Origin of the sequence: Bradyrhizobium lupini (assembly GCF_040939785.1) — a bacterium.
GTDB classification, from domain to species: Bacteria; Pseudomonadota; Alphaproteobacteria; order Rhizobiales; family Xanthobacteraceae; genus Bradyrhizobium; species Bradyrhizobium canariense_D.
Genome location: NZ_CP162553.1, coordinates 1235586 through 1255989 on the forward strand (window position 1 = coordinate 1235586; position 20404 = coordinate 1255989).

The window sequence follows — 20404 nt, forward strand, 5'->3', positions numbered from 1 at the left end:
CGGGGGAGACCGTTTAACCGCGAAGTCTTTTTATTGTTCCGTGGTGCTGCTTCGTGCGCTGCATGCCTCTGTCGGGATCTGGATCTCAGTTGCACCACTGAGGGAGCGAGGATCTTAACCATCAGGCGGCGCTCCGATCAGTGCTCCTCGGTCGGATACACTCATTTGCAGGGTGTGATGCTCCGCGTTGCGGTCAGCTTGATCCAGTGGACGGGCGGCGCCGAACGTTCCTTTCAGCATGACCGGCACTCCAGCGACGCCTCCAGCTTCCAGATCAGCGGATCGCTTGTGCGGCAGAGACGAGCATGATAGAAAAGGCCATCGGGTCAAACACAACCGCCCGACCAGCTTTCGAGCCAAGCGTTGTTTCGCTCCATTATGGAGGTGAAACATGTCTTGCGACAGCACCACTGGCTCAATCGGCACATCCAGCGCAGCCTTCGTTCCTTCTCCAAGCCCTGCATGGTTCTGGAAACTCACGCTCGCGCTGCTGGACGGCATCACACGGCGCCGCCAATACGACGAGCTTCTCGAACTGGATGACCGGCTTCTCGCGGACATCGGCTTATCGAGAACAATCGTTGGGGAAGCTCGACGGTGTTACTTCTCAGGTTGGCGCGACAAATCGGATATTGTCGATTCCTGTCGGTGAGCGCCCCACACCTGCGCGTGCGAACGCGGCGCGTCTGCTTGTCCCTGTGGATCAGACGGCCGCCAGGCTCGTGAAAGGCCGAAGGACTTTTTGACCGCGATGTTGGCGTCTTCTCAGAAGTCCAGCTTGTCGCGTATGGCATCAATTCCGGCTTTCGCGCACGCTTCGTCCGCGTCACCGCCCGGCGCGCCGGACACGCCGACCGCTCCGACCAGGGAGCCGCCGGCTTCAACGATCAGTCCTCCGGCAATGACGACCGCTCCGGGAAGGTTGCGAATGCCCGCCTGCATCATCCCCGGCTGGCTGATCGCATTGAGCTCGGTCGTGCTGGTCTTGAACGAAGCTGCTGTCCACGCCTTGCCTGCTGCCGTCGAGGGCGTGTGAGGGCCTGCAAAGCGATCGCGCAACATCACTTGCGTGACGCCGAAGCGATCGACGACGGCAACTGCAACCTGGTATCCACGGGTGCGGCAGTTCGCCAACGCAGCGCGCGCAAGATCGAGCGCCAGTTCTGGACCGAGCGATTTGTAGGCGACCAGACCTTCCTCCGCCCGTACTGGGCAGATGGACGCAATCAGCAGGGCCGTCGCGACCGACAGGCATCGAACGTTCATGGCAATCTCCGGCATAGGTGACCAAAGGCCTATTTGCTCTCACCATATGTCAGATCATCGAACAGGGTCACGCTATCTGCCTTGGTCCACAGGCCGATCATGCCCGCGTCCGGAATGGTGGCGTCTTCCACCTCGAACAATTGCTTTCCGTCATAGCTCACCTTGAACCGACTTCCTGCAAAGTCGCAGCGCAGCAGGTGCCATTGCCCGGACGACACCGGCGCGCTGACGCCATAGCCGCCTCTGCGACCCACGATCTCGAGCGACATTCGAACGCCATTGATCGTCTTGTAGAGAACGACATTGTCCTCCAGCGCGTTAGCCCGGACCACGTAGTAATTGTCGGCATCCTTCGCACGCCAAATGACTCCCGCGGCGCGATCCTCGGAGCCGGCAACGGCCTTGAATTTCACCTCGACGAAGCCGTCACGGATGGACGTATCGCGCTTGATGGCGAGGGGAAACGTCGCCCGTCCGGATTGCTTGAGAACGTTCGGCTTGCTTGGCGCCGTAGCCTCGGCCTCGACGGTCCATTTCGGCTGTCCCTTGCCGGTCATCGTCAAAGTCCACCCGTCGGGCGAAGTTCCGACAGCAGCGCTGTCGAAATTCAGGGTCTCGGCCATGGCATTTCCTCCCATCAACAAAGCCAGCATGGATGGCAGCGCAAGCCTGGCCCATGCAGAAGATTGAATTCGCGCGCGGCCTGCCGCGCTCGATCTGCACTCATCACTCATCGGAGAATGCGAGGAGGCCCCCGTGAAGACGCGGCGCGTCTTCGGATCGAACGCGGCGTGATCGAAATCGCTGTTCAGTCCGTTCGGGATGGCGATGACGCCCAGTCGCTTCAATAGCATGATGCCCGATCAGCGGAAAAAGGGAGGGTCGAGACGACCAGCGAGAGCCCCGCCAACAGCAACAGTGCCAACACAGCCTTGCGAAAGGTCTCGTCCTGGATGGTCCCGAACATCTTGAAGCCGGACCAAAGGCCGGCGACCATGAAGGGAACGCCCAACGCGTACAGCACCAGTGTTTCCCTGGTAATGGAGCCGGCCGCTGCCTGGGACAAGGAGATGACCACGAAGGCGATGAACAGCACCGGCTGAAACACGGCCCGCTGCAAATCCTTCGGCCAACCGCGCCATTGGCACGATATCGTGGAGATCACGCCGCCGAGCCCCGTCAACCCGCCAAGCATCCCATTCGAGATGCCTATTGCGATGTCTGCTCCGGTGCCGATTCTCATGGGCGCGAACACAGGGCGCGCCAAGCCGTAAATGGAGTAAATCATCAACAACACACCGACTCCGAACCTCAGATAGAGGGGATTGAGATAGACGAGAATTTCAACGCCAATCGGAATGCCGATGACTGTTCCAAGCGCGAGAGGCCATGCCTTGCGCAGATCCAGGACATGTCGCAGCCTATAAATGCCGTAGCCTTGGGTGAGCAGACCGTACCCCGCGATCAAAGTGGCGGTCTGGATCGGCGTGATGATGTGCAGCCAGACACCAGAGACGACCAGGCCCATCGCGAAGCCAGAGAAGCCGCTGACGAAGCCACCGGCAAGGGCGGCAAGAGCAAAGATAGCGAAGCCAAGTGCGTCCATATGATCGTCCAGGGATCGAGGTGGCGAGCGCTTGGATGGGACTCCATCTCACGGGGAGGTCTCGGTATCCCCGAATCGTCAGTTGTTATGTCAGATGCTTCTCTCGCCCATCGAATAGCTTCGAAGCGTGCCGTCCTGGTCGTAGACGAAGCGATAATGGACTTCGTCCGACATGCCGCGGATTCGACTCGGGTCGCACGACAGCGGCTTCATGACGCAGGAAATGGCAGTCCTCCATTGAGATCACGGATGAATTTCGAGTTGGATGGTTCACGATCGCTGCCGCCCGGCAGAGTCCGTCGGCACGGTGATCCCACCGCCGACAGCGAGGCCCTGGTGGGCGCGAAACGGATAAAGGGGCTTGGAGAGGGGATCGGAAAACGGAAGACATGCAGCGTCCTTGTCGAAACCGGGACGCGATTCTTGGGCATGTCGCCTCACGGGGAGATCGCTTCCCCGTGAGGCAAATATTACGCGCCGGTCGAATTTGTCAATGCCGTCGAAGCTTTGTTTCTAACCACTAGACGGCGCGGATCCGACCAAGCTTCTCGTCACCTGCTGGTGCTCGTGAACGTGTCACCCATATATGTCGCTGTCGGCTTGGACCGCAGATGATTGATTTTGGCTCAACGGCGCTCGGCGTTGTCAGGCCGGGCCCGCCAATCACGTCCCACCGTTTGATGATCCTGATCCGATTGATCGGCTCGGCCGGCGCGATCGCCATCGGTGCCGCCTTGCGCCTTCCAATCACGTTCGATCTTAACGTCTTCGGCGTTCTTCCTGTCTTGGTCTCGGGCCTGTTCAGCTTGCTCGGGAGTTCGATCCGGCTGCACCGGAACGGTCGCCTGCGCCTGACGTGCAGGAGCCGTCTCGTCGGCGCGTGAGGGACTGAGCGTACAAGACAGCAATACTGCCGCGGTGATCACTAGGACACGCATGCCTACCTCCTCCGTTCGTAGAACGGTAACGACCGATACAAGCTTGGGTTCGGAACGGTCGGAGCCGTTTCAGTGCTGCAATGCGATACTTGCGCGTAAATTTGGCCAGCTCGCATTTCACCGAACCTCTTCGCGCGCAGCTCCCGCCTCGCATCAGCTCTTCGTGCTCGCCGTCTTGTCGAGCGCCGCGCGCAGGCCCTCCGCAAGCTTGACGGCATCATCGTTGGCCCAGAAGTGCATGAAGAAGAGCCGAGGCTGTTCGTCCAGCATGTGGCTGTGCAGCGCGGTCACCTCAATGCCGCGCGTCCGAAGCGCGAGGATAACCGGGTTCACTTCGTCGCTGGTCAGCACGAAGTCGCCCGTAATGGCCGCCCTACCCGCGCCCGTCGGCTGGAAGTTGATGGCGATTGCGACGCCCATGGCGGCGACGGGGGTCAACAGCATGCCGTCCTCCGTGATGGGGTCGCGCCGCTTCACGTTGAACTGGTAGACGCCGCCGTTCGCCTGCCCCTTGACGCCGATGATCTGGTCGAGCTTCGCCGTGTCGAGGTCGATGGCGGGCGGCGGATTCGCCGGCGCCGTGACCGTCAGCGGGGTCTTGCTTTCGGCCAGGGCATCATGGATCGCCGCGGCCAGCTTGACCGGGTCGCCATGTCCGGCGACGTGCATGTAGAACGTCGCCGGGCTCGCACGCAGCAGATGATTGTGCACGGCGGTGATCTCGAGCCCGCTCGCGATCATCTTCGCCATCACCGGATTGATCTCGGTTTCGAGCAGCACAAGATCGCCCATGACCATGGCGCCGCTATGCGCAGGCTTGAACGCGATCCAGCCACCGAGCGCCAGCGCCGGCTTGATCGCGACGCCGTCCAATGTCACGGAGAGATCGGTGCGGGGAAAGCCGTAACGGCGGACGTCGTCCGAGACGGCGGGCTTGCGGCCCAGGGTCTCGTCCACCTTCTGCCAGTCGGCATCCTGGGCATATGCCGGGATGAAGGGGCCGAAGCGAAATGCAAGAAGGCAGACGCCAATGCCGACCACGGCCCAGATGATTCTTTTCATCGTGCTACTCCTCGGCTTAGTTTCGCTCTTTAACCCGACCACTGCTGTCGACGACCAGCGTCACCGCCTTGCCGTTCTTCACCGCCTTGGCGGTGACGCCTTCAGCCGTCGACTTGATATCGCTGACTTGCGCGTAGCCGGCCGCCTGGATCTTGGCGACCAACTCCTCCTGTGTCAGAGCGTGCGCGCTCGACAGCACGCCCGCGATCGCAAGCAACAGGACCGTGCGGAAGATTGCTCGTGTTCGCATGATCATTCTCCTGGTCTTGTCCTGCCCCAAGTGAAGTCCGTTTCGCGATCTTCCCCTACTCGGTGCCAACACGGCGCAACAGGCCGCGGGCATCAATGCGCACAGCGATGCGACCGGCGCGGACGCCGTGCCGAGAAATCGAGCCAGTCTGCTGGATGCAATCGAGGAAAGTATGATGACATGGTGCGCCCTTGGTGATCAGGACGCGATGCTTGGGCATGTCGCCTCACGGGGAGATCGCACATCCCCGAACCCAAGTAAAAACCCGAGGGCGGCGGCTGTCAACGGGCGTAGGCTTCGGGCGGCCCACCGAAGTCGCCGACGAACGTCACAAAGAATTCACCGCTCCGCGGAACCGCGCCAGCCATGTCTTGAAACTCGCGGACGGCCCCGCTAGTGTCCTTTGCGTGGGGACAAAGCAGACTCCCCGTGAGGCCTCGGTCCAAGCTCTGCGCAGCACGCCATTCGTGGAGCTTGCGCATGGACATCGAACGACACCCTTCTCATCGACACACCGTCGCCATCCTCTCACGCGGAGACGCTGCCGCGCGGCGGGATGCGACGGCGCAAAACAGCCGCTTCGTACACGTCTTCGAAGCACTCGCCGCCGTCGGCATTGAAGCCCAGCCGGCGATCTATGATGAAAGCTTCGCCGAGGACGTTCGTGAACAATTGCTCGCGATTGACGGCGTGCTGGTCTGGGTCAACCCCATTCAAGACCGTCGAGATCGCGCTGGTCTCGACGCATTGCTGCGGGACGTCGCGGCTCAGGGCGTGTGGGTCAGCGCTCATCCCGATGTCATCCTCAAGATGGGCACCAAGGAGGTACTCTATCGTACCCGCTCGATGGGCTGGGGATGCGACACGGCGTTATATCAAAGCGCCGAGGCCGTGCGCGCCGAGTTGCCGACACGGCTCGCCGCTGGTCCGCGCGTGATCAAGCGCAACCGGGGCAATGGCGGCCAAGGCGTCTGGAAGGTCGAGAGTCTGCCGACCTCCTCCATGATAAAGGTGCTGGACGCGACGAAAGACGCGCCCGAGGAACTGACGCTGGATGATTTTCTCCGTCGTTGCGCGGAGTATTTCGAGAACGGCAGCGTGATCGACCAACCATTCCAGCCTCGCTTAAGCGAAGGCGTGGTGCGTTGCTACATGGCGGGCGATCGCTGTGCCGGCTTCGGCTATCACAAGGTCAAAGCCCTGGTCGACTCGCCGGCCGCCCGTTCCGAGGCCGGACCGCGCCTCTACACCTCGAACGCAGAGCCGCGTTTCCAGCGGCTGCGTCGGTTGATGGAAGACGAGTGGACGCCCCAGCTGACGTCGTTGCTGGATATTGCGCGACTTGACCTGCCTGCGATTTGGGACGCCGACTTCATGCTTGGTCCGGTCCTTCCCGACGGGACCGACAGCTATGTCCTCGGCGAGATCAATGTCAGCTCGGTGCATCCTTATCCGGACGAGGCGCCGGCGGAGATCGCGAGGCGAGTTGCCGATCGGCTCCGGCGCAAGCTTTGACACATGCTGACGGTCCGCGCGCTCAAGCGCTTGCACCTCTCCGTTTCATTCGACTTGCAGGACGGCGAATGCGTCGCCCTGCAAGGGCCTTCTGGCGCCGGGAAGACCCAGCTCCTTCGCTCGATCGCGGACCTCGATCCCAACGAAGGAATGGTCGAACTGGACGGAACGCTCAGGGAGGCCATGCCCGCTCCGGCTTGGCGCAAGCGGGTGACCTACCTCGCTGCCGAGCCGGGCTGGTGGTCAGACATCGTGCAAGATCACTTCAGCTGCTGGGATGATGCCTTACCGCTGGTCATGAGACTGGGGTTGCCGTGCAGTTGCGGTCCCTGGCCGGTCCAAAGACTGTCGACCGGCGAGCGACAACGGCTGGGGCTGGTGCGGGCGCTGATGCTGCGGTCGCGGGTTCTTCTCCTGGACGAGCCGACATCGGCCCTCGATTCGGCATCGACGGCGGCAGTGGAATCTTTGATCGCGGAACGCATTTCGAACGGAACGAGTGTCGTCTGGAGCACTCACGACAACGCCCAGGCCTGCCGCGTCGGGTCGAGGGTCCTTGTGATGAATGCCGACGGCGGGATCGAGGACAATCGGCCGTGAGTTACATTCACTTGGCATACGGCGATTTGGTTCTGCCCGCGCTCCTTGTCGTCATGGACGGCGCTCTCTCGCTCGCTCTCCGCCTCAAGCTTGAAAAGCAGCTGGCCATCGCCACCGTGCGGATGGTGCTTCAGCTGGTGCTCGTTGGATACGTATTGACGTTCCTGTTTGCCGCGGTCTCGCCGCTCTGGACCGCCCTCGCCGCCGTCATCATGGTTCTCTTCGCGTCACGGGAAATCGTCGCTCGGCAAAAGCGACGCCTGCCGGGTATCTGGAGCTATGGCTTAGGAGCGGGATGCATGCTGCTGGCGGCCGGTACCGTCACGATGTTCGCGCTTCTGACGGAGCTACGCCCGGATCCGTGGTATCATCCGCGCTATGCGCTGCCATTGTTGGGCATGATCCTGGGCAACACCATGACGGGAATAAGCCTGGGCCTGGACGTGCTGACGAATACACTGTTGCGCGAACGAGCCGCCGTCGAAGCTTGCCTTGCTCTTGGCGGTACCCGGTATCAGGCGTTGCTGCCGGTCCTGCGGGACGCATTGAGAAGCGGCTTCACGCCAATCATGAACAGCATGGCTGCGATCGGCCTTGTCTCTTTGCCGGGGATGATGACCGGTCAAATCCTTGCAGGCGTCGAACCGATCGACGCCGTCAAGTATCAACTCTTGATCATGTTCTTGATCGCCGGCGGGACGGGATTGGGGACGCTCGCCGCCGTGACGGGAGGCGCTCGCCTTCTGACCGATCATCGGCATCGATTGCGCCTCGATCGATTTTCCACCGCCGAGTAGAATTGCGCGACCTCATATCGACTTCGCCCCACCAGGCTGCACCTTCCGCGCCCACAGCAGCGCCAGCGGCCCCAGTGCAATCCCGACCGCGAGGACGCTGAACGCCAAGAGCCAGCCGGTCGCGCTCTGCGGGCCGCCGGCTGCATCGAGGGCGGCGCCGGTGCCCCAGGCGCCGACCGCCGACAGGCCGAAGCCGACCGTCGAATGCAGAGCCAGGGTCGCGCCGCGATGTTCGGACACAGCCGCGGCCGACATGCCGGCGGTCAATGCGCCCGAATCCGCCGGCACGGTCAGGCCATAGACGAGCAGCAGCAGTGCCAGCACCCATGCCGGCGCTGTCGCGTTGAGGCCGATGACCAGCGCGACGCAAGCCGACGCGATCATCACGACCGTGATCGCGCGATGGCGCCCGAATTTCAGCGCGGCCTCGTTGCCGAGGATGCTGGCCGGCATCGAGATCACCGCAAAGCAGAAGCTCAGCACGACGGGGCTCAACCACGACGGGGCGCCTTGATGGGCGACGACGAAGGTCCAAAACCCGACCAGCCAGGTGCGGATGCCGTAGAGCTCGAAGCAATGGGCGCCGTAGCCGAAGATGTATCCGAGCGCCTCGCGATTGGCGAAGACGGGCGCGAAGTTGAGCAGACGCCCCGCCTTCGGCGCGGGCCGCTGCTCCTGCATCAGAAGACACGCGAGGACCATCGCGATCGGACCGAAGCCGGTGACAAGAAAGGCGGTCCGCCATCCCCAACGGTCGGCGATCAGCTGCGCGACCAGGAACGAGAGGCCGACGCCGACCGAGAAGCTCGACGTGTACAGCGTGACGGCGCGCGAGGTATCGCCGGCGGGAAGCCGATCCGTCAGCGCCTTCAGGCCCGGCATGTAGGCGCCGGCAAATCCAAGCCCTCCCAGGGACCAGATCGCGGTCGCGGACCAAAACCCTTGCGCGAAGATTCCGAACGCTACGGTCGCCAGCCCGCTGACGATCGAGCCCCAGAGCAGGACGAGCCGTGCGTCGATCCGGTCGGTCAATGTCGTCAGCACGGGCACGGCGAGCATGTAGCCGAACGCGTAACCGCTCGCCATCAAGCCGCCTTCGGCCGCCGAGAGGCCCCACGCCGGCATCAGATGCTGCGCCAGATTGGCGGATAGCGTCACGTGCGGCAGCAGATTGCCGACCTGGCCGATGCACATCACCGCGATCAGAGACCGGCCGCTCAAGTTACGAATGCTGTCCTCCCGCCCCCACGCCGAAACGGCGCACGAACCACAATGGATAACTCTCCGGCATCAGCTGCAAGAACCGACTTCATAAACAACCGCACCCCGAAGCGCCGGCCTTCTTTGCTGCTTCGTCGGCGGCGCAACAGGCCGTTGATTCCTGCTTCGCCGGCCCACCGCAACATCCTGATACGGCGCCGGCGGCTTCGACGCCGCCGCGCGTGCAGACGCCGGTCTCCGGTAGCACGAGCTCCACCCTTGCGGCGGCTTTCTTGTCGCCGGCGAGATCGGCCGCAATCGAGCGCACCTGCTCATATCCTGTCATCATGAGAAAGGTTGGCGCGCGACCATACGACTTCATGCCCGCCATGTAGAAGCCCGGCTCTTCGTGCGCGAGCTCGCGGGCGCCGTGCGGGCGCACGGTGCCGCAGCTATGCTCGTTAGGATCGATCAGCGGCGCCAGGGCGACCGGCGCCTCGATAGCGGGATCGAGCCGCAGGCGCAATTCGGACAGGAACGAAAAATCGGGACGAAAGCCCGTCGAGACGATCAGCTCGTCCACGATCACGCTCCGTCCGCTGCAACCCGAGCCGGCCGCGATCTCGAGGCGGCCCTCGGTCTCAGCCAGATGCGTGACGCCGAATTCGGTTTCCACCCTGATCTTGCCGGAGGCAACGAGCGCAGCGAACGCACTGCCGAGCTCTCCGCGTGCAGCGAGCTTGTCAGTCCGGCCGCCACCAAACGCCTTGGCGGGATCGGCGGCGCGCAACAGCCAGATAGCTTGCGTCCCCGGCACTTCCTCGGCGAGATGCACGAGATCGATCAGTGTGCCCACCGCGGAGTGGCCAGCGCCGAGCACCGCAACGGTCCTCCCGGCATATCTGGCGCGACCGGCCCCCCGGACATCGGGCATGCCATAGGCAATGTGGCCTGCGCATTCGTGTTCACCGATTGCGGGCAGACCGTTACCTCCGGCGGGATTGGGAGAGAACCATGTGCCTGATGTATCGATCACGGCATCGGCGCGCAGCACTTCGGGACCTTTGCCGTTCTGGTAGCGAATTTCGAACGGCGCCTGCTCACGCCCTTTCGTCTTCGCCTTGTCGAAACCGACGCGGCTAATGGCCGAGACGCGACTGGATGTCCGGATCAGCTCGCGCAGCGGCGTTCGCGTCGCAAGCGGCGTCAGATATCGATCGAGCAGTTCGCCACCGGTTGGATAGGAGCCCGGGTCCGGCGAATTCCATCCCGTCGGCGCGAGCAGGCGCGCCGCGGCCTTGTCGATATTGTATTCCCACGGCGAGAACAGCTGGACATGCTGCCACTGGCGCACCGCGTGCCCCGCTTCGGATCCTGCCTCCAGAACGATGGGTGACATGCCACGCTCCAGGACGTGCGCAGCTGCTGCGAGGCCGACAGGCCCTGCCCCGATGATGGCGACCGTCTTAGCGTTCATTCGGCTCCTCCCATACTTCTAGAATCATCGAACAATACTAGCCAAAAAAGATCACGCCGCCGTTTGCGTCGTCTTGCATCCGACTTCGTCTGCGCAGCACTCCGCCGCCAGGAAATCGACCAGACCCCGCATCGCGTCGAAGTTTGCGTGGCAAATCAGAGTCGTCGATTCCCGGACCTGGCTGACGAGCCCGACCGAGACCAGGGTCTTGATGTGATGCGACAGGGTCGACGCCGGTACCTTCAGCTTGTCCTGCAAGCGACCGACGGGCATGCCGGAGTGCCCGGCCCGGACCAGGGCCCGGTAGATCTGGAGTCGCGTCCGGTTACCCAAAGCTTCGAGGCGTGCTGCTGCGGCGTCGATCTTCATGGCCTCACAATGCACCCGCTGGTCCGTGCCGTCAACCGTATTTCTAGAATATTCGAAATACTGGGGCCGGTGACGCGCTTCGGATTCAGATTGACGGAGCCGCCATACTTCCATAGGTCTGGATATATGGAAACCGAAGAAGCCGTCCTGGCCCTCGCCGCCCTGGCCCAGTCGACCCGTCTTGAGGCCTTCCGGACGCTGGTCCGGCACGAGCCTGATGGTCTCGCTGCGGGCGATCTTGCCCGGCTGTTGGAGGTCCCCCAGAACACGCTCTCGGCGCATCTGTCGATCCTGACGCGGGCACGCCTCGTCACCTCCGAGCGGCGCAGCCGCTCGATCGTCTACCGCGCCAACCTTGCCGAATTCCGCGACGTTGCGGTCTTCCTGCTGCGGGATTGCTGCGGCGGGCGGCCGGAAGTTTGCGAGCCGGTCGTCGAAACCCTGCAAGCCTGCTGCAAGCCGAGACGAAGGGAGCGGAGCCGTGCCTGATCAATTCGATCTTCCGCGTCGCCTCGCGGCCGAGGCGCTCGGCACGGGCATTCTCGTCGCCACCGTGGTCGGCTCCGGCATCATGGCGGAGACGCTGACCAAGGATGTCGCGCTTGCGCTTCTCTGCAACACGTTGCCGACCGGCGCCATTCTGGTCGTCCTGATCACCGTGCTCGGACCGATCTCCGGCGCGCACTTCAATCCGGCCGTCACGCTGGTCTTCACCGGCAAGCGCGAGCTACCGGTGAACGACGCCGCACTTTACGTCGTCGCGCAGGTTGCCGGCGGCATCGCGGGAACGATGGCGGCGCATCTGATGTTCGGACTGCCGTTGATCGACCTCTCGGCGAAGATACGAACCGGGGGACCGCAATGGTTCGCCGAAGCCGTCGCCGCCTTCGGTCTGGTCGCGACGATCGTCGCGGGCATCCGTTTCCAGCGGGCGGCCGTCCCCTGGCTGGTCGGCCTGTACATCACGGCGGCCTATTGGTTCACGGCCTCGACCTCGTTCGCCAATCCGGCCGTGGCTATCGCGAGGTCATTGACCAACACGTTCGCGGGCATACGTCCCACCGACCTGCCCGGATTCATTCTCGCGGAGCTCTGCGGAGCCTTTGCCGCCATGCTGTTGATGAACTGGCTGCTCGGACCGCCCCAGGCGCGAGGCCCCATCCCAATCGCGGAGACTACCTTATGAGCGTCACGATCTATCACAACCCCGCCTGCGGCACCTCGCGCAACACGCTGGCGATGATCCGGCAAAGCGGCGTCGAGCCCGACGTGATCGAATATCTGAAGACGCCGCCGTCCCGCGAAAAGCTCGTCGAGCTCGTCAAGGCCCTCGGCATCTCCGTTCGCGCGCTGCTGCGGGAAAAAGGCACGCCCTTCAAGGAGCTCGGCCTCCACGACCCCAAATGGTCGGACGACGAGCTGATCGACCAGATGCTCGCGCACCCCATCCTGATCAACCGTCCAATCGTGGTGACGCCCAAGGGCACACGCTTGTGCCGGCCCTCGGAAGCCGTCATCGATCTCCTGGACAATCCCGTCGGCCGGTTCGTGAAGGAGGATGGCGAGGTGGTCGAGGCGCGATGATTGCCGACATGGCCTCACTCGCGTTTGCCTCGACTTAAAATTTCAGGGTCGTGCGCAATCCGAAAACCGAGGCATTGCGCAATGCCCGTCCCGGCAGCGGACTAGCCGGAGCCGTCGCGCCGCCACCGGGATGGACGATGTATTGAAAGTTCGGCTGAACGGTCCAGCCATCCTTGATCTGGTATTGATAGACGGCCGTGAGCAGCCCCTCGAAGCTTCGCACCGGCCAGCGCGGATCGACGAACCTGGCATAATCGGCGTCGAGCGTCTGGGCCCTTTTTGAGACATGCGCATATCCGGCGGCAATGCCGAACTTGTCGTCGGGGCGTGCATTGCTGAGCCCGATGAGCTCGACGCCGCCATCTGCATAGACATCGACCAGATTGCGGTCAGCCGGCGCGCCGGACACGCGTGCGAAAATGCCGATGCCGCGATCGTCGCTGTTCGGCACCCGATAAATCTGCTGCTCGAAGACCGCCCAGGCTCCAATATCGCCAGACAAGAGCCGCGGTTCCCCGCTGCTCGTTGGCGCGGCCAGCGAGACGCCGTTGGATGCGAAGCGCTGATCCCCGAACGATCCGAAATGACGCCAGCCACCGACCTTGATTTGGCCGGTCAAGTTCGGATCACCCTTTTTGTTGTTCCAGGCATATTGAACCTGGCCGAGCAGAAGCGGCGGATCGTTGACCCGGAAATTGACGCCATACCGGTTACGCTCCTGCGGATCGCCGGAACCGGGCCCGGCCTGGTCGCCGTCGAAAATCGCGCCAAGGACGGACAACTGGTCCGTCACGTTCCACAGGAGGCGCGCGCCCACGGCCGCCAAGGGCGGCGACGGCCCGCCGCTTGGCAAAGCAAGCGACGTGATCGCCGGCCAACCCATCGAGGCGTTGGTGAACACATCCGTGTACTTGGTATTGAAGAACTCGCTGTCGGCCGCCAGCTGCCCGAGCTTGAGCGATAGTTTCTTGTCGCCCCACTGCTTCTCGAAATAGGCCTCGTAGAGTCGCGTTGAGGGCAACGCTTCGATCCCGCTGACGACGAAGAAATTCTGCAGATTCGAGCGCGAGAGGCCTTCGCCGTGGATCTGAAACATGTTGGCGTGAAAGGTCAGCTTGTCGATGCCGACGAGTTTTTCGAAATCCAGATCGACGGCGAGATTGAGCCTGCCTTCGTAGACCGCACCTTTCTTCAGACCGCCGGTCGGATTTCCGAGCACCTCGCCGATATAGGTGGCCGCAAACTTCACCCCGTACTTTTGCCAGGGGTTCGGCAGCAGCCCGAGCGTTTTCTCCTCGACCGTGCTCTCGCCTGTATCGGGATCGGCAGGCTTGTCGTCGTCGGTTTTCTTGTCTTCCTGAGCCGCGGACTGGGCAGCCGCGACCAGGCAAGCCGCAACGATCAACGCCCGCATCGAATACCTGATTGCTCTGGCGGCCACGCTCACCTCCCGAGCGATCAATGACGCACGCCGCTGCCCGACATTCAAGCGGGCCGTCGAACAATGTGCGCCGGCGCGGAAATCCGATTCGCGCGCTGTTAACTACCGCATGCGCGAGGCGGTACTATGTTCACTTTTGCACTTCGACCATCAGATCTTCGGGATCTTCGCCCGCTCCACCACGCCGATCCATTTGCTGATCTCGGTCTCGATCAGCGTCTTCATCTCCTCCGGCGAGCTGCCGCGAACCTCGCCGCCGACGGCGGTCTCCAGGCGCTGCTTGAGGTCGGGATCCTTGAGAGCGTCCAGCGTCGCCGCATTGAGTGCGGCGATGATGCCGGGCGGCGTTCCCTTCGGGGCCAGCAGGCCGGCCCAGGTGCGCACGTCATATCCCTTGATACCGGCTTCCTGAACCGTCGGCACGTCGGGCAACAATGCGGTGCGCGCCGGCGAGGTCACCGCCAGGCCGCGGATCGCACCGCCCTGGATCTGCGAGGCGAGCAGGACGGGGGTGCCGACGATCACCGGAACCTCTCCGCCGAGCAGCGCGGTGACGGATTGGGAATCGCCGCGATAGGGCACGTGCACGATCTCGATGCCGGCGGCTGCGTTCAACAGCTCTCCTGCGAGATGGTGCGTGCTGCCGAAACCGACCGATCCAAAGCTGAGCGCACCGGGCTTCTGCTTTGCCATGGCGACGAGCTCGCCCAGCGATTTTGCCGGGTAGTCGCTACGCACGGCAATGACGAGCGCGTAATAGACCAGCGTCGAGATCATCTCGAAGCTCTCGGCCGGCTGGTAGGCGAGGCTCTTGTAGGTCGCCGCGGAAATGGCGTGAGCGCCGGTGACGAGCCCGATCGTGTAGCCGTCGGCCGCCGCTTTCGCAATGGCATCCGCGGCGATGTTGCCGCCGGCACCGGGCTTGGCCTCGACGATGATCGGTTGTCCGAGCTTTTTCGAGAGCCCGTCGGCGATGATGCGCGACAGCGTGTCGGCCGCCCCGCCCGCGGCAAATCCGTGCAGCAGGCGGATCGGGCGCGATGGATAATTCTCCGCCGACGCCGAAGTGGTTGCGAAAAAACCGCCAAACAGAAAAATCGCCGCAGCAAGCCGCTTCATCCGTTGCATGGATGCGTCCTCCCTTTTGGTTGTTCTATCGTTGGCCGCGACGAGGCGGCGTTTCTTCAACTCGCGTTTGATCCGCTAGCGGGCGAACTCCGTGCATTCAGGCGATGGCGGCATGCCCCAGACATCGCGCGGCAGGCCGACCCAGACTTTTGGCCGCTGCGGTCGGTCGCGATGCCAGGGACGCGGCTCGAAATAGCCGAGCGCCTCGTCGGTCATGCGGTCGAGATCGAAGAACAGCTCGACCACATGCCCGTCGGGATTGCGGTGGTAGATCGCGGTGTTGTGCCCGGGGCCATGACGCACCGGCCCCCAGAGAACCGGCAGCTTGTGCCGCGCGAGATGATCGCAGGCCTCGTGCATGTGGGCGGCACCACGCAGCTCGAACGCGACATGATGCAGGCCACGGACGGGCGCGCGGGCGAAGTTCAGCGTGTGATGTTCGAAGCCGCTGCGCATGAACACGAAGCGATCCTCGATCCAGTCGGAGACGCGCAGGCCCATCATGTTCGCGTAGAACTCCGAGGCCGCGCGCGGATCGGGCGTAGCAAGCGCGACATGGCCGATCTTGCTGACGGCAAGCGCTCCGATCCGCTCCTGCGCGGGCGTCGGCGTCCAGCCCTGGATCAACTCGAAGCGCGTTCCTTCGGGATCGCTGAACGACAGCAGCCTGGAAACGCCAGGCAGGGGATCGCTCTGAAGTTCGGGCCGCAGATCGGCCTGCTTCAGCGCCGCGCCGAGCGTCTCGATCTGGACATCGGGAGCTATCTCGAAGGCGATGCTCGTCAGCGCCGCGTGGCCGGGTTCGATCACCAGCGAAAGCTGCTCGGCATCGTTGGCGAGGAAGATGCGGTTGCCGTCGCGGCCGACGAGGCCAAGACCGATCACGGCGCGGTAATAGTCGAGCAACCGCTCGGGATCTGGCGAGGCAAAGCTCGCGTGCCGGAGCCGGGTGAAGCGTGCAATGGGTGCTTGTGTCGTCATCGTGCGATCCACCCCCTCATGGCGTCATGATGATCTTGCCGAGCGCGGAGCCCTGCTCGAGCAGCGTGTGGGCCTGCCTGACCTCGTCGAGCTTCAGGACCGCCGAGATCGCCGGCTTGATCGCATTGCGGCTCAGCGCGTCAATCACATTGCGCATGAGCGCGCGACGCCCGTCGCGATCGTGGTCGTAGATATGAAAGGAGAAGCAGCGTATCGCCGGGCAGATGTCGAGATGGTCGCGCATCGCCGCCATCAGGTTTTCTTCCGGCAACCCGGCGAAGGCGTTGTACGACAGCAGCGTCCCCCATTTGCCGAGCGCGCCGAGATAGCCGGTGAACTCAGGCCCACAGACGTGATCGAGCACGAGGCCGACGCCCTCGCCCTTCGTCAGCTCGCGGGTCCGCGCCACCACGTCTTCGCGGCGGTAGAAGATGATCTCATCGGCGCCGTTGCCCCGCGCGAATGCGGCCTTCTCCTCGGTGGAGACCGTGCCGATGACATTCATCTGTGCGAGCTTGGCAAGCTGTACCAGCGCGGTGCCGACACCACCCGCCGCCCCGATCACCAGCACGCTCGCCGGTGCGCGCGGATGGCGGCACTCGTGCAGCAGCGCGTAAGCGACCTGGTAGTTCGACAGGCACACGGCCGCCTGCAGATCGACATTGTCGGGCAGCACATGAATGGCGTCCGCAGGCGCGACCACATAGTCGGCGTAGCAGCCGCCGCGCTGCGACAGGTCGCGTGCGCTCAGCAGCACCTTCTGGCCGATCGCAAGCCCCTCGACGCCGGACCCGAGCGCGGCGATGCGGCCGGCGACGTCGTTGCCCGGATTGGCCGGCAGTGGCGGCATCCATTTGTAGACGCCACGCCGGATCAGCACATCGGGCTGCCCAACGCCGAACGCTTCGGCGCGAATCTGCACCTGGCCTGGTCCGGGCACAGGCACCGGAAGCTCAACCAATTCGAGTGCATCCGGCCCACCCGGCTGACGCACCAGCACCGCTCTCATGATGTCACACGCCTCCCCAGCTATATTTTCGAAAATCATAACGTTTACGAAAATTATTGCAAGATGGTCGTTGGCGCGGCATGTTGAGCCATCGATTCAAATGACAGAAATCATGTCCGAAAGCGCCATTCGCTCCCGCAAGGAATTCGGCAAGACCGTTGCCGCCGACATCACCCATCGGCTGCGCGAGGAGATCATTGCCTGCGGCCTGGCGCCGGGCGAGCCGCTGCGATTCGACGTCCTGCGCGAACGATTCGGCGTAAGTTTCACGACGCTGCGCGAGGCGCTGACGGCGCTTACCGCCGAAGGCCTGGTCGACGCGCAGGAGCAGCGCGGATTTCGGGTGGCGCCGGTCAGCCGCCAGGACCTGGTGGAAGTCACCGATGCCCGGGTGCTGATCGAGGTGGAATTGATCCGCCGCGCGATCGAGCGGGGCGACGACGACTGGGAAATCGCCGTCATCTCGACCCTGCACAGATTGAAGCGAATCGAGCAGCGCGATCCGGAACATCCGCTGCGCGATCCCGAATGGAAGATCGCCCACCGCCAATTCCACCAGGCGCTGGTGTCCGCCTGCGGCTCCGCGACACTCCTCGCCATTCGCGCCGATCTGTTCGATCGCGCCGAGCGCTATCGGCACCTTTCGGCCAATTTCCGCCCCCGCCCGCGCGACAAGGCCGGCGAGCACCAGGCGATCATGCAAGCCGCCATCTCGCGCAATCCGGATCTCGCGGTGCAGCTGATCGAGGCGCATATCCGCACGACCGCCGACAACGTGGCGACCTACGCCGCGCATCTGCTCGATACCGAATAGGCGGCAACGGCTTTTTATCGTCGCGGGCTTGCGCCTCGCCTGATTTTCGAAAATAATAGGCAAGATCGAAAATGCCAACCTTTGAGGCGTACCATGAAGCTGCTGTCGTTCTTGGACGGGAATCGGGAGAGCTGGGGCGCCGTTGCCGAGAATGGCGTGGTGGATCTCGGTCGCGCCCTGCCCCAGTATCCTGTTCTCGCGGACTTCCTCGGCAGCGACGACTATGCGGGGCGCGAGGCCATCGTCGCCGGGCACAAGCCCACAATGGCGCTCAGTGACGTCAAATATCTGCCGGTGATCCCGCGTCCGGAGAAGATCGTCTGCGCCGTGCGCAATTATCTCGACCACCACAATGAAGCCGTGGCGTTCGGGATGAAGCGCGAGATCACGGAATTTCCGCCGATCTTCCTCCGGGTCTGGCGCTCCCAGGTCGCGCACAACGCGCCGGTGATCCGGCCGAAAGTCTCGGACAATTTCGACTGGGAGGGCGAGCTTGCCGTGGTCATCGGCAAGAGCGGCCGTCACATCAGCCAGGCCGACGCCTGGGATCACGTGGCGGGCTATTCGATCTACAACGACGTCAGCGTGCGCGACTGGCAGCGTCACGCCCAGCAGATCGCCTCCGGCAAGAACTTCGTCGGCACCGGCCCGTTCGGACCATGGCTGGTGACGCCGGACGAGATCGGCGATCCCACCAAATTGAAGCTCGAGACGCGCGTCAACGGCGCGGTGGTGCAGTCGTCCGACACCTCGATGCTGATCTTCTCGATTCCGCGGCTGATCGAGTACAGCTCGACCATCTTCGACCTCGTCCCCGGCGACGTTATCGCCACCGGCACGCCGGCCGGCGTCGGCTTCACTCGCAAGCCGCCTGTTTTCCTCACGCCCGGCGATGTGGTCGAGGTCGAGATCGAGAACATCGGCGTGCTGCGCAATCCCGTCGTCGACGAAGCATAGCGCCTGCGCATGTCGTCTCAAGACGTGTCCCATGACATCCGCAAGACCGCGCTTAGCGTCGAGACCACCTGGCACGAGCGCGGTCCCCGGCTGGAGAAGCCTCTGCTGGTCGGGACGGCCATTGCGGTGATCGGCAATCCTTTCGCGGGCCGCTTCGAACCCGACCTGATGCCGTTTCAGGCATCCTTGCGCGAACTCGGGCGCGAGCTCGCAACACGGCTGATCGCGCAGCTCGGCGGCGCCGCAGATCGAAGCCTATGGCAAGGGCATCATCGTCGGCGAGGACGGCGAGCTCGAGCACGGCGCGGTCTGGCACGAGGCCGGCGGTCAGGGCGTGCGCGAGGTGCTCGGTCAGCCCAAGGCGATCGTTCCGGCGGCGAAGACCATCGGCGGTCCGGGCACGCGGCTCATGGTTCCGCTCGGGCACATCCACGCCGCCTATGTCCGCAGCCATTTCGGCACCGCGGAGATGACGCTGTGGGATTCACCACGGCGCGACGAGATCGCCTTCGGGCTCGTGATGGCGACCGGCGGCCGGCCTCACGCGCGCATCGGAGGCCTCGCGGCATCCGCGATCTCCGCGCACGACGGACAGCGCTGACGGGCGCGATCAATGCGCGTTGCAGCGGCAACGCTCGTAATCGACGGGATCATGGCTGTTGACGATCGTGACGCGTTCGCCGTGGTTCAGCTTCAGCGCGCGCAGTCGCACCTGGTTGGCGATCCGCATGCCGCGGTCCATGTCGGCGCGACGCTGGAAATAGCCCAGCACCAGCGGCATGCGGGGCGATGCGTCGAGCTGGCCGTGATGGAAATAGCTGTCGCCGGCGTGCAGCAGCCATTTGTCGCCTGATCGCACCGCGATACCGCAATGGCCGAGCGTATGGCCGGCGAGCGGGATCATCAGGATGTCCGCCTCTGCGTCGCCGAGGGCGCGCACGCCCTTGAAACCGAACCAGTCCTCGCCGGCTTCGCCATAGAATGTCCAGCTCGGGCCATGGCTCCACTGCCCGGTGACATAGCGCCCTTCCGGCGGCGCCGGCTTGCGCTGCACCGCCATGTCGTATTCGGCGCGATGGACATGGATCGCGGCATGCGGGAAGTCCGGCACGCCGCCAGCGTGATCGCGGTCGAGATGGGTCAGCAGCACATGGCGCACGTCCTTGGGGGGAATAGCCGAGTGCCTTCACCTGTTGCACCGCCGTCTCCGCCGGATCGAGCCTTGGCGCGGTCTGCCGCAGCCATCGTCGTCCCAGCCGATCGGGCGTTGCGATATCGCCAAGTCCAATGCCGGTATCGACCAGGGCGAGCCCGTCATTGGTCTCCACTAGCAGGCAATGGCAGACCATGCGGGCGCGCTGGAACAGGCTGCCGGTGCCGTTCACGAGGCGCCGCCCCATCGGGCACATC

At 63.7% G+C, this 20404-nt stretch carries 24 protein-coding genes and 1 pseudogene; 10 read left to right on the plus strand and 15 right to left on the minus strand.

The genetic code is table 11. From position 1 onward, the window contains the following. Positions 1–114: 114 nt before the first annotated feature. The gene (locus AB3L03_RS06210; protein ID WP_231190996.1) at positions 115–480 is read right to left on the minus strand and encodes a hypothetical protein; all 366 of its coding nucleotides are present in this window, start codon (positions 478–480) and stop codon (positions 115–117) included. Here AB3L03_RS06210 and AB3L03_RS06215 point away from each other — a divergent pair. Further along, positions 392–652 (plus strand): DUF1127 domain-containing protein, encoded by a 261-nt coding sequence (locus AB3L03_RS06215; RefSeq protein WP_083926524.1) that lies wholly within the window; start codon positions 392–394, stop codon positions 650–652. The genes AB3L03_RS06210 and AB3L03_RS06215 overlap by 89 nt on opposite strands. A 113-nt stretch (positions 653–765) precedes the next feature. Here AB3L03_RS06215 and AB3L03_RS06220 read toward each other — a convergent pair whose 3' ends face one another. The 6 genes from AB3L03_RS06220 to AB3L03_RS06245 all read right to left on the minus strand — a co-directional run bounded on the left by AB3L03_RS06220 (position 766) and on the right by AB3L03_RS06245 (position 5122). Continuing rightward, the gene (locus AB3L03_RS06220) at positions 766–1266 is read right to left on the minus strand and encodes a heme-binding protein (RefSeq protein WP_026233603.1); all 501 of its coding nucleotides are present in this window, start codon (positions 1264–1266) and stop codon (positions 766–768) included. 29 nt (positions 1267–1295) lie between these two features. Then, positions 1296–1889 carry a hypothetical protein gene (locus AB3L03_RS06225; RefSeq protein ID WP_039800453.1) on the minus strand — a complete coding sequence of 198 codons (594 nt, stop codon included), beginning with the start codon at positions 1887–1889 and terminating at the stop codon, positions 1296–1298. 221 nt (positions 1890–2110) lie between these two features. Continuing rightward, positions 2111–2872 carry a sulfite exporter TauE/SafE family protein gene (locus tag AB3L03_RS06230; protein ID WP_204510701.1) on the minus strand — a complete coding sequence of 254 codons (762 nt, stop codon included), beginning with the start codon at positions 2870–2872 and terminating at the stop codon, positions 2111–2113. A 626-nt stretch (positions 2873–3498) separates the two neighbouring features. Then, complete coding sequence (locus tag AB3L03_RS06235) at positions 3499–3810, minus strand: conotoxin (protein ID WP_231188696.1); 312 nt, start codon at positions 3808–3810, stop codon at positions 3499–3501. A 153-nt stretch (positions 3811–3963) separates the two neighbouring features. Continuing rightward, positions 3964–4872, minus strand: coding sequence for a DUF1259 domain-containing protein (locus AB3L03_RS06240; protein ID WP_094183500.1), 909 nt, complete (start codon positions 4870–4872; stop codon positions 3964–3966). Between the two features lie 16 nt (positions 4873–4888). Beyond that, entirely contained in the window at positions 4889–5122 is a 234-nt protein-coding gene (locus AB3L03_RS06245; RefSeq protein ID WP_026233600.1) for a hypothetical protein, read from the minus strand. A 480-nt stretch (positions 5123–5602) separates the two neighbouring features. On the opposite strand from AB3L03_RS06245, the gene AB3L03_RS06250 reads away from it, so the two are divergent. From AB3L03_RS06250 to fetB, 3 genes are read left to right on the plus strand one after another with little or no spacing between them, the layout of a single operon-like run. Continuing rightward, positions 5603–6637 carry a Cj0069 family protein gene (locus AB3L03_RS06250; protein ID WP_368508354.1) on the plus strand — a complete coding sequence of 345 codons (1035 nt, stop codon included), beginning with the start codon at positions 5603–5605 and terminating at the stop codon, positions 6635–6637. 3 nt (positions 6638–6640) lie between these two features. Further along, positions 6641–7237: an ATP-binding cassette domain-containing protein gene (locus AB3L03_RS06255; RefSeq protein WP_085395539.1), complete on the plus strand. Its 597-nt coding sequence runs from the start codon at positions 6641–6643 to the stop codon at positions 7235–7237. Then, positions 7234–8034, plus strand: a complete 801-nt coding sequence (gene fetB / locus AB3L03_RS06260; RefSeq protein WP_368508355.1) for an iron export ABC transporter permease subunit FetB — start codon at positions 7234–7236, stop codon at positions 8032–8034. The genes AB3L03_RS06255 and fetB overlap by 4 nt, the downstream gene beginning before the upstream one ends. A 12-nt stretch (positions 8035–8046) precedes the next feature. Here the strand turns inward: fetB and AB3L03_RS06265 are convergent, their stop codons facing one another. The 3 genes from AB3L03_RS06265 to AB3L03_RS06275 form a co-directional block, all read right to left on the minus strand. After that, complete coding sequence (locus AB3L03_RS06265) at positions 8047–9228, minus strand: MFS transporter (RefSeq protein WP_204513912.1); 1182 nt, start codon at positions 9226–9228, stop codon at positions 8047–8049. Positions 9229–9343: 115 nt separating this feature from the next. After that, on the minus strand, positions 9344–10711 hold the full coding sequence (locus AB3L03_RS06270) for an NAD(P)-binding domain-containing protein (RefSeq protein ID WP_204510698.1): 1368 nt from the start codon (positions 10709–10711) through the stop codon (positions 9344–9346). Between the two features lie 51 nt (positions 10712–10762). After that, a complete protein-coding gene (locus AB3L03_RS06275) occupies positions 10763–11080 on the minus strand; it encodes an ArsR/SmtB family transcription factor (protein WP_368508356.1) in 318 nt (105 codons plus the stop codon). Between the two features lie 126 nt (positions 11081–11206). Here AB3L03_RS06275 and AB3L03_RS06280 point away from each other — a divergent pair, with 126 nt between their 5' ends. The 3 genes from AB3L03_RS06280 to arsC are packed head-to-tail and all read left to right on the plus strand — an operon-like array spanning position 11207 to position 12664. Beyond that, the gene (locus AB3L03_RS06280) at positions 11207–11569 is read left to right on the plus strand and encodes a helix-turn-helix transcriptional regulator (RefSeq protein WP_204510697.1); all 363 of its coding nucleotides are present in this window, start codon (positions 11207–11209) and stop codon (positions 11567–11569) included. Continuing rightward, positions 11562–12266: an MIP/aquaporin family protein gene (locus AB3L03_RS06285; RefSeq protein WP_204510696.1), complete on the plus strand. Its 705-nt coding sequence runs from the start codon at positions 11562–11564 to the stop codon at positions 12264–12266. The genes AB3L03_RS06280 and AB3L03_RS06285 overlap by 8 nt, the downstream gene beginning before the upstream one ends. Continuing rightward, positions 12263–12664 (plus strand): arsenate reductase (glutaredoxin), encoded by a 402-nt coding sequence (gene arsC / locus AB3L03_RS06290; RefSeq protein ID WP_204510695.1) that lies wholly within the window; start codon positions 12263–12265, stop codon positions 12662–12664. The genes AB3L03_RS06285 and arsC overlap by 4 nt, the downstream gene beginning before the upstream one ends. Positions 12665–12698: 34 nt before the next feature. Here arsC and AB3L03_RS06295 read toward each other — a convergent pair whose 3' ends face one another. From AB3L03_RS06295 to AB3L03_RS06310, 4 genes are all read right to left on the minus strand, one after another. After that, the gene (locus AB3L03_RS06295) at positions 12699–14078 is read right to left on the minus strand and encodes a carbohydrate porin (protein WP_368509015.1); all 1380 of its coding nucleotides are present in this window, start codon (positions 14076–14078) and stop codon (positions 12699–12701) included. A 177-nt stretch (positions 14079–14255) separates the two neighbouring features. After that, positions 14256–15233: a tripartite tricarboxylate transporter substrate binding protein gene (locus AB3L03_RS06300; protein WP_204510694.1), complete on the minus strand. Its 978-nt coding sequence runs from the start codon at positions 15231–15233 to the stop codon at positions 14256–14258. A gap of 75 nt (positions 15234–15308) precedes the next feature. After that, the gene (locus AB3L03_RS06305; RefSeq protein WP_085395560.1) at positions 15309–16214 is read right to left on the minus strand and encodes a VOC family protein; all 906 of its coding nucleotides are present in this window, start codon (positions 16212–16214) and stop codon (positions 15309–15311) included. A 16-nt stretch (positions 16215–16230) separates the two neighbouring features. After that, positions 16231–17223 carry a zinc-dependent alcohol dehydrogenase family protein gene (locus AB3L03_RS06310; RefSeq protein WP_018458497.1) on the minus strand — a complete coding sequence of 331 codons (993 nt, stop codon included), beginning with the start codon at positions 17221–17223 and terminating at the stop codon, positions 16231–16233. Between the two features lie 112 nt (positions 17224–17335). Between AB3L03_RS06310 and AB3L03_RS06315 the strand changes: the two genes are divergently transcribed. The 3 genes and pseudogenes from AB3L03_RS06315 (at position 17336) to AB3L03_RS06325 (ending at position 19595) form a co-directional block, all read left to right on the plus strand. After that, positions 17336–18037: a GntR family transcriptional regulator gene (locus AB3L03_RS06315; RefSeq protein ID WP_018458496.1), complete on the plus strand. Its 702-nt coding sequence runs from the start codon at positions 17336–17338 to the stop codon at positions 18035–18037. Between the two features lie 93 nt (positions 18038–18130). After that, positions 18131–18994: a fumarylacetoacetate hydrolase family protein gene (locus AB3L03_RS06320; protein ID WP_204510693.1), complete on the plus strand. Its 864-nt coding sequence runs from the start codon at positions 18131–18133 to the stop codon at positions 18992–18994. A 9-nt stretch (positions 18995–19003) separates the two neighbouring features. Beyond that, positions 19004–19595 (plus strand): annotated as a pseudogene (locus AB3L03_RS06325) (amino acid synthesis family protein). A gap of 9 nt (positions 19596–19604) precedes the next feature. Here the strand turns inward: AB3L03_RS06325 and AB3L03_RS06330 are convergent. Beyond that, complete coding sequence (locus AB3L03_RS06330) at positions 19605–20144, minus strand: MBL fold metallo-hydrolase (protein WP_368508357.1); 540 nt, start codon at positions 20142–20144, stop codon at positions 19605–19607. Between the last annotated feature and the right edge of the window lie 260 nt (positions 20145–20404).

Bases quoted from the DNA above. Each gene is read 5' to 3' on its own strand.
- AB3L03_RS06215 (WP_083926524.1), top strand. From the start codon at position 392: ATGTCTTGCGACAGCACCACTGGCTCAATCGGCACATCCAGCGCAGCC.
- AB3L03_RS06220 (WP_026233603.1), bottom strand. From the start codon at position 1,266: ATGAACGTTCGATGCCTGTCGGTCGCGACGGCCCTGCTGATTGCGTCC.
- AB3L03_RS06225 (WP_039800453.1), bottom strand. From the start codon at position 1,889: ATGGCCGAGACCCTGAATTTCGACAGCGCTGCTGTCGGAACTTCGCCC.
- AB3L03_RS06230 (WP_204510701.1), bottom strand. From the start codon at position 2,872: ATGGACGCACTTGGCTTCGCTATCTTTGCTCTTGCCGCCCTTGCCGGT.
- AB3L03_RS06235 (WP_231188696.1), bottom strand. From the start codon at position 3,810: ATGCGTGTCCTAGTGATCACCGCGGCAGTATTGCTGTCTTGTACGCTC.
- AB3L03_RS06240 (WP_094183500.1), bottom strand. From the start codon at position 4,872: ATGAAAAGAATCATCTGGGCCGTGGTCGGCATTGGCGTCTGCCTTCTT.
- AB3L03_RS06245 (WP_026233600.1), bottom strand. From the start codon at position 5,122: ATGCGAACACGAGCAATCTTCCGCACGGTCCTGTTGCTTGCGATCGCG.
- AB3L03_RS06250 (WP_368508354.1), top strand. From the start codon at position 5,603: ATGGACATCGAACGACACCCTTCTCATCGACACACCGTCGCCATCCTC.
- AB3L03_RS06255 (WP_085395539.1), top strand. From the start codon at position 6,641: ATGCTGACGGTCCGCGCGCTCAAGCGCTTGCACCTCTCCGTTTCATTC.
- AB3L03_RS06265 (WP_204513912.1), bottom strand. From the start codon at position 9,228: ATGTGCATCGGCCAGGTCGGCAATCTGCTGCCGCACGTGACGCTATCC.
- AB3L03_RS06270 (WP_204510698.1), bottom strand. From the start codon at position 10,711: ATGAACGCTAAGACGGTCGCCATCATCGGGGCAGGGCCTGTCGGCCTC.
- AB3L03_RS06275 (WP_368508356.1), bottom strand. From the start codon at position 11,080: ATGAAGATCGACGCCGCAGCAGCACGCCTCGAAGCTTTGGGTAACCGG.
- AB3L03_RS06280 (WP_204510697.1), top strand. From the start codon at position 11,207: ATGGAAACCGAAGAAGCCGTCCTGGCCCTCGCCGCCCTGGCCCAGTCG.
- arsC (WP_204510695.1), top strand. From the start codon at position 12,263: ATGAGCGTCACGATCTATCACAACCCCGCCTGCGGCACCTCGCGCAAC.
- AB3L03_RS06295 (WP_368509015.1), bottom strand. From the start codon at position 14,078: ATGCGGGCGTTGATCGTTGCGGCTTGCCTGGTCGCGGCTGCCCAGTCC.
- AB3L03_RS06300 (WP_204510694.1), bottom strand. From the start codon at position 15,233: ATGCAACGGATGAAGCGGCTTGCTGCGGCGATTTTTCTGTTTGGCGGT.
- AB3L03_RS06305 (WP_085395560.1), bottom strand. From the start codon at position 16,214: ATGACGACACAAGCACCCATTGCACGCTTCACCCGGCTCCGGCACGCG.
- AB3L03_RS06310 (WP_018458497.1), bottom strand. From the start codon at position 17,223: ATGAGAGCGGTGCTGGTGCGTCAGCCGGGTGGGCCGGATGCACTCGAA.
- AB3L03_RS06315 (WP_018458496.1), top strand. From the start codon at position 17,336: ATGTCCGAAAGCGCCATTCGCTCCCGCAAGGAATTCGGCAAGACCGTT.
- AB3L03_RS06320 (WP_204510693.1), top strand. From the start codon at position 18,131: ATGAAGCTGCTGTCGTTCTTGGACGGGAATCGGGAGAGCTGGGGCGCC.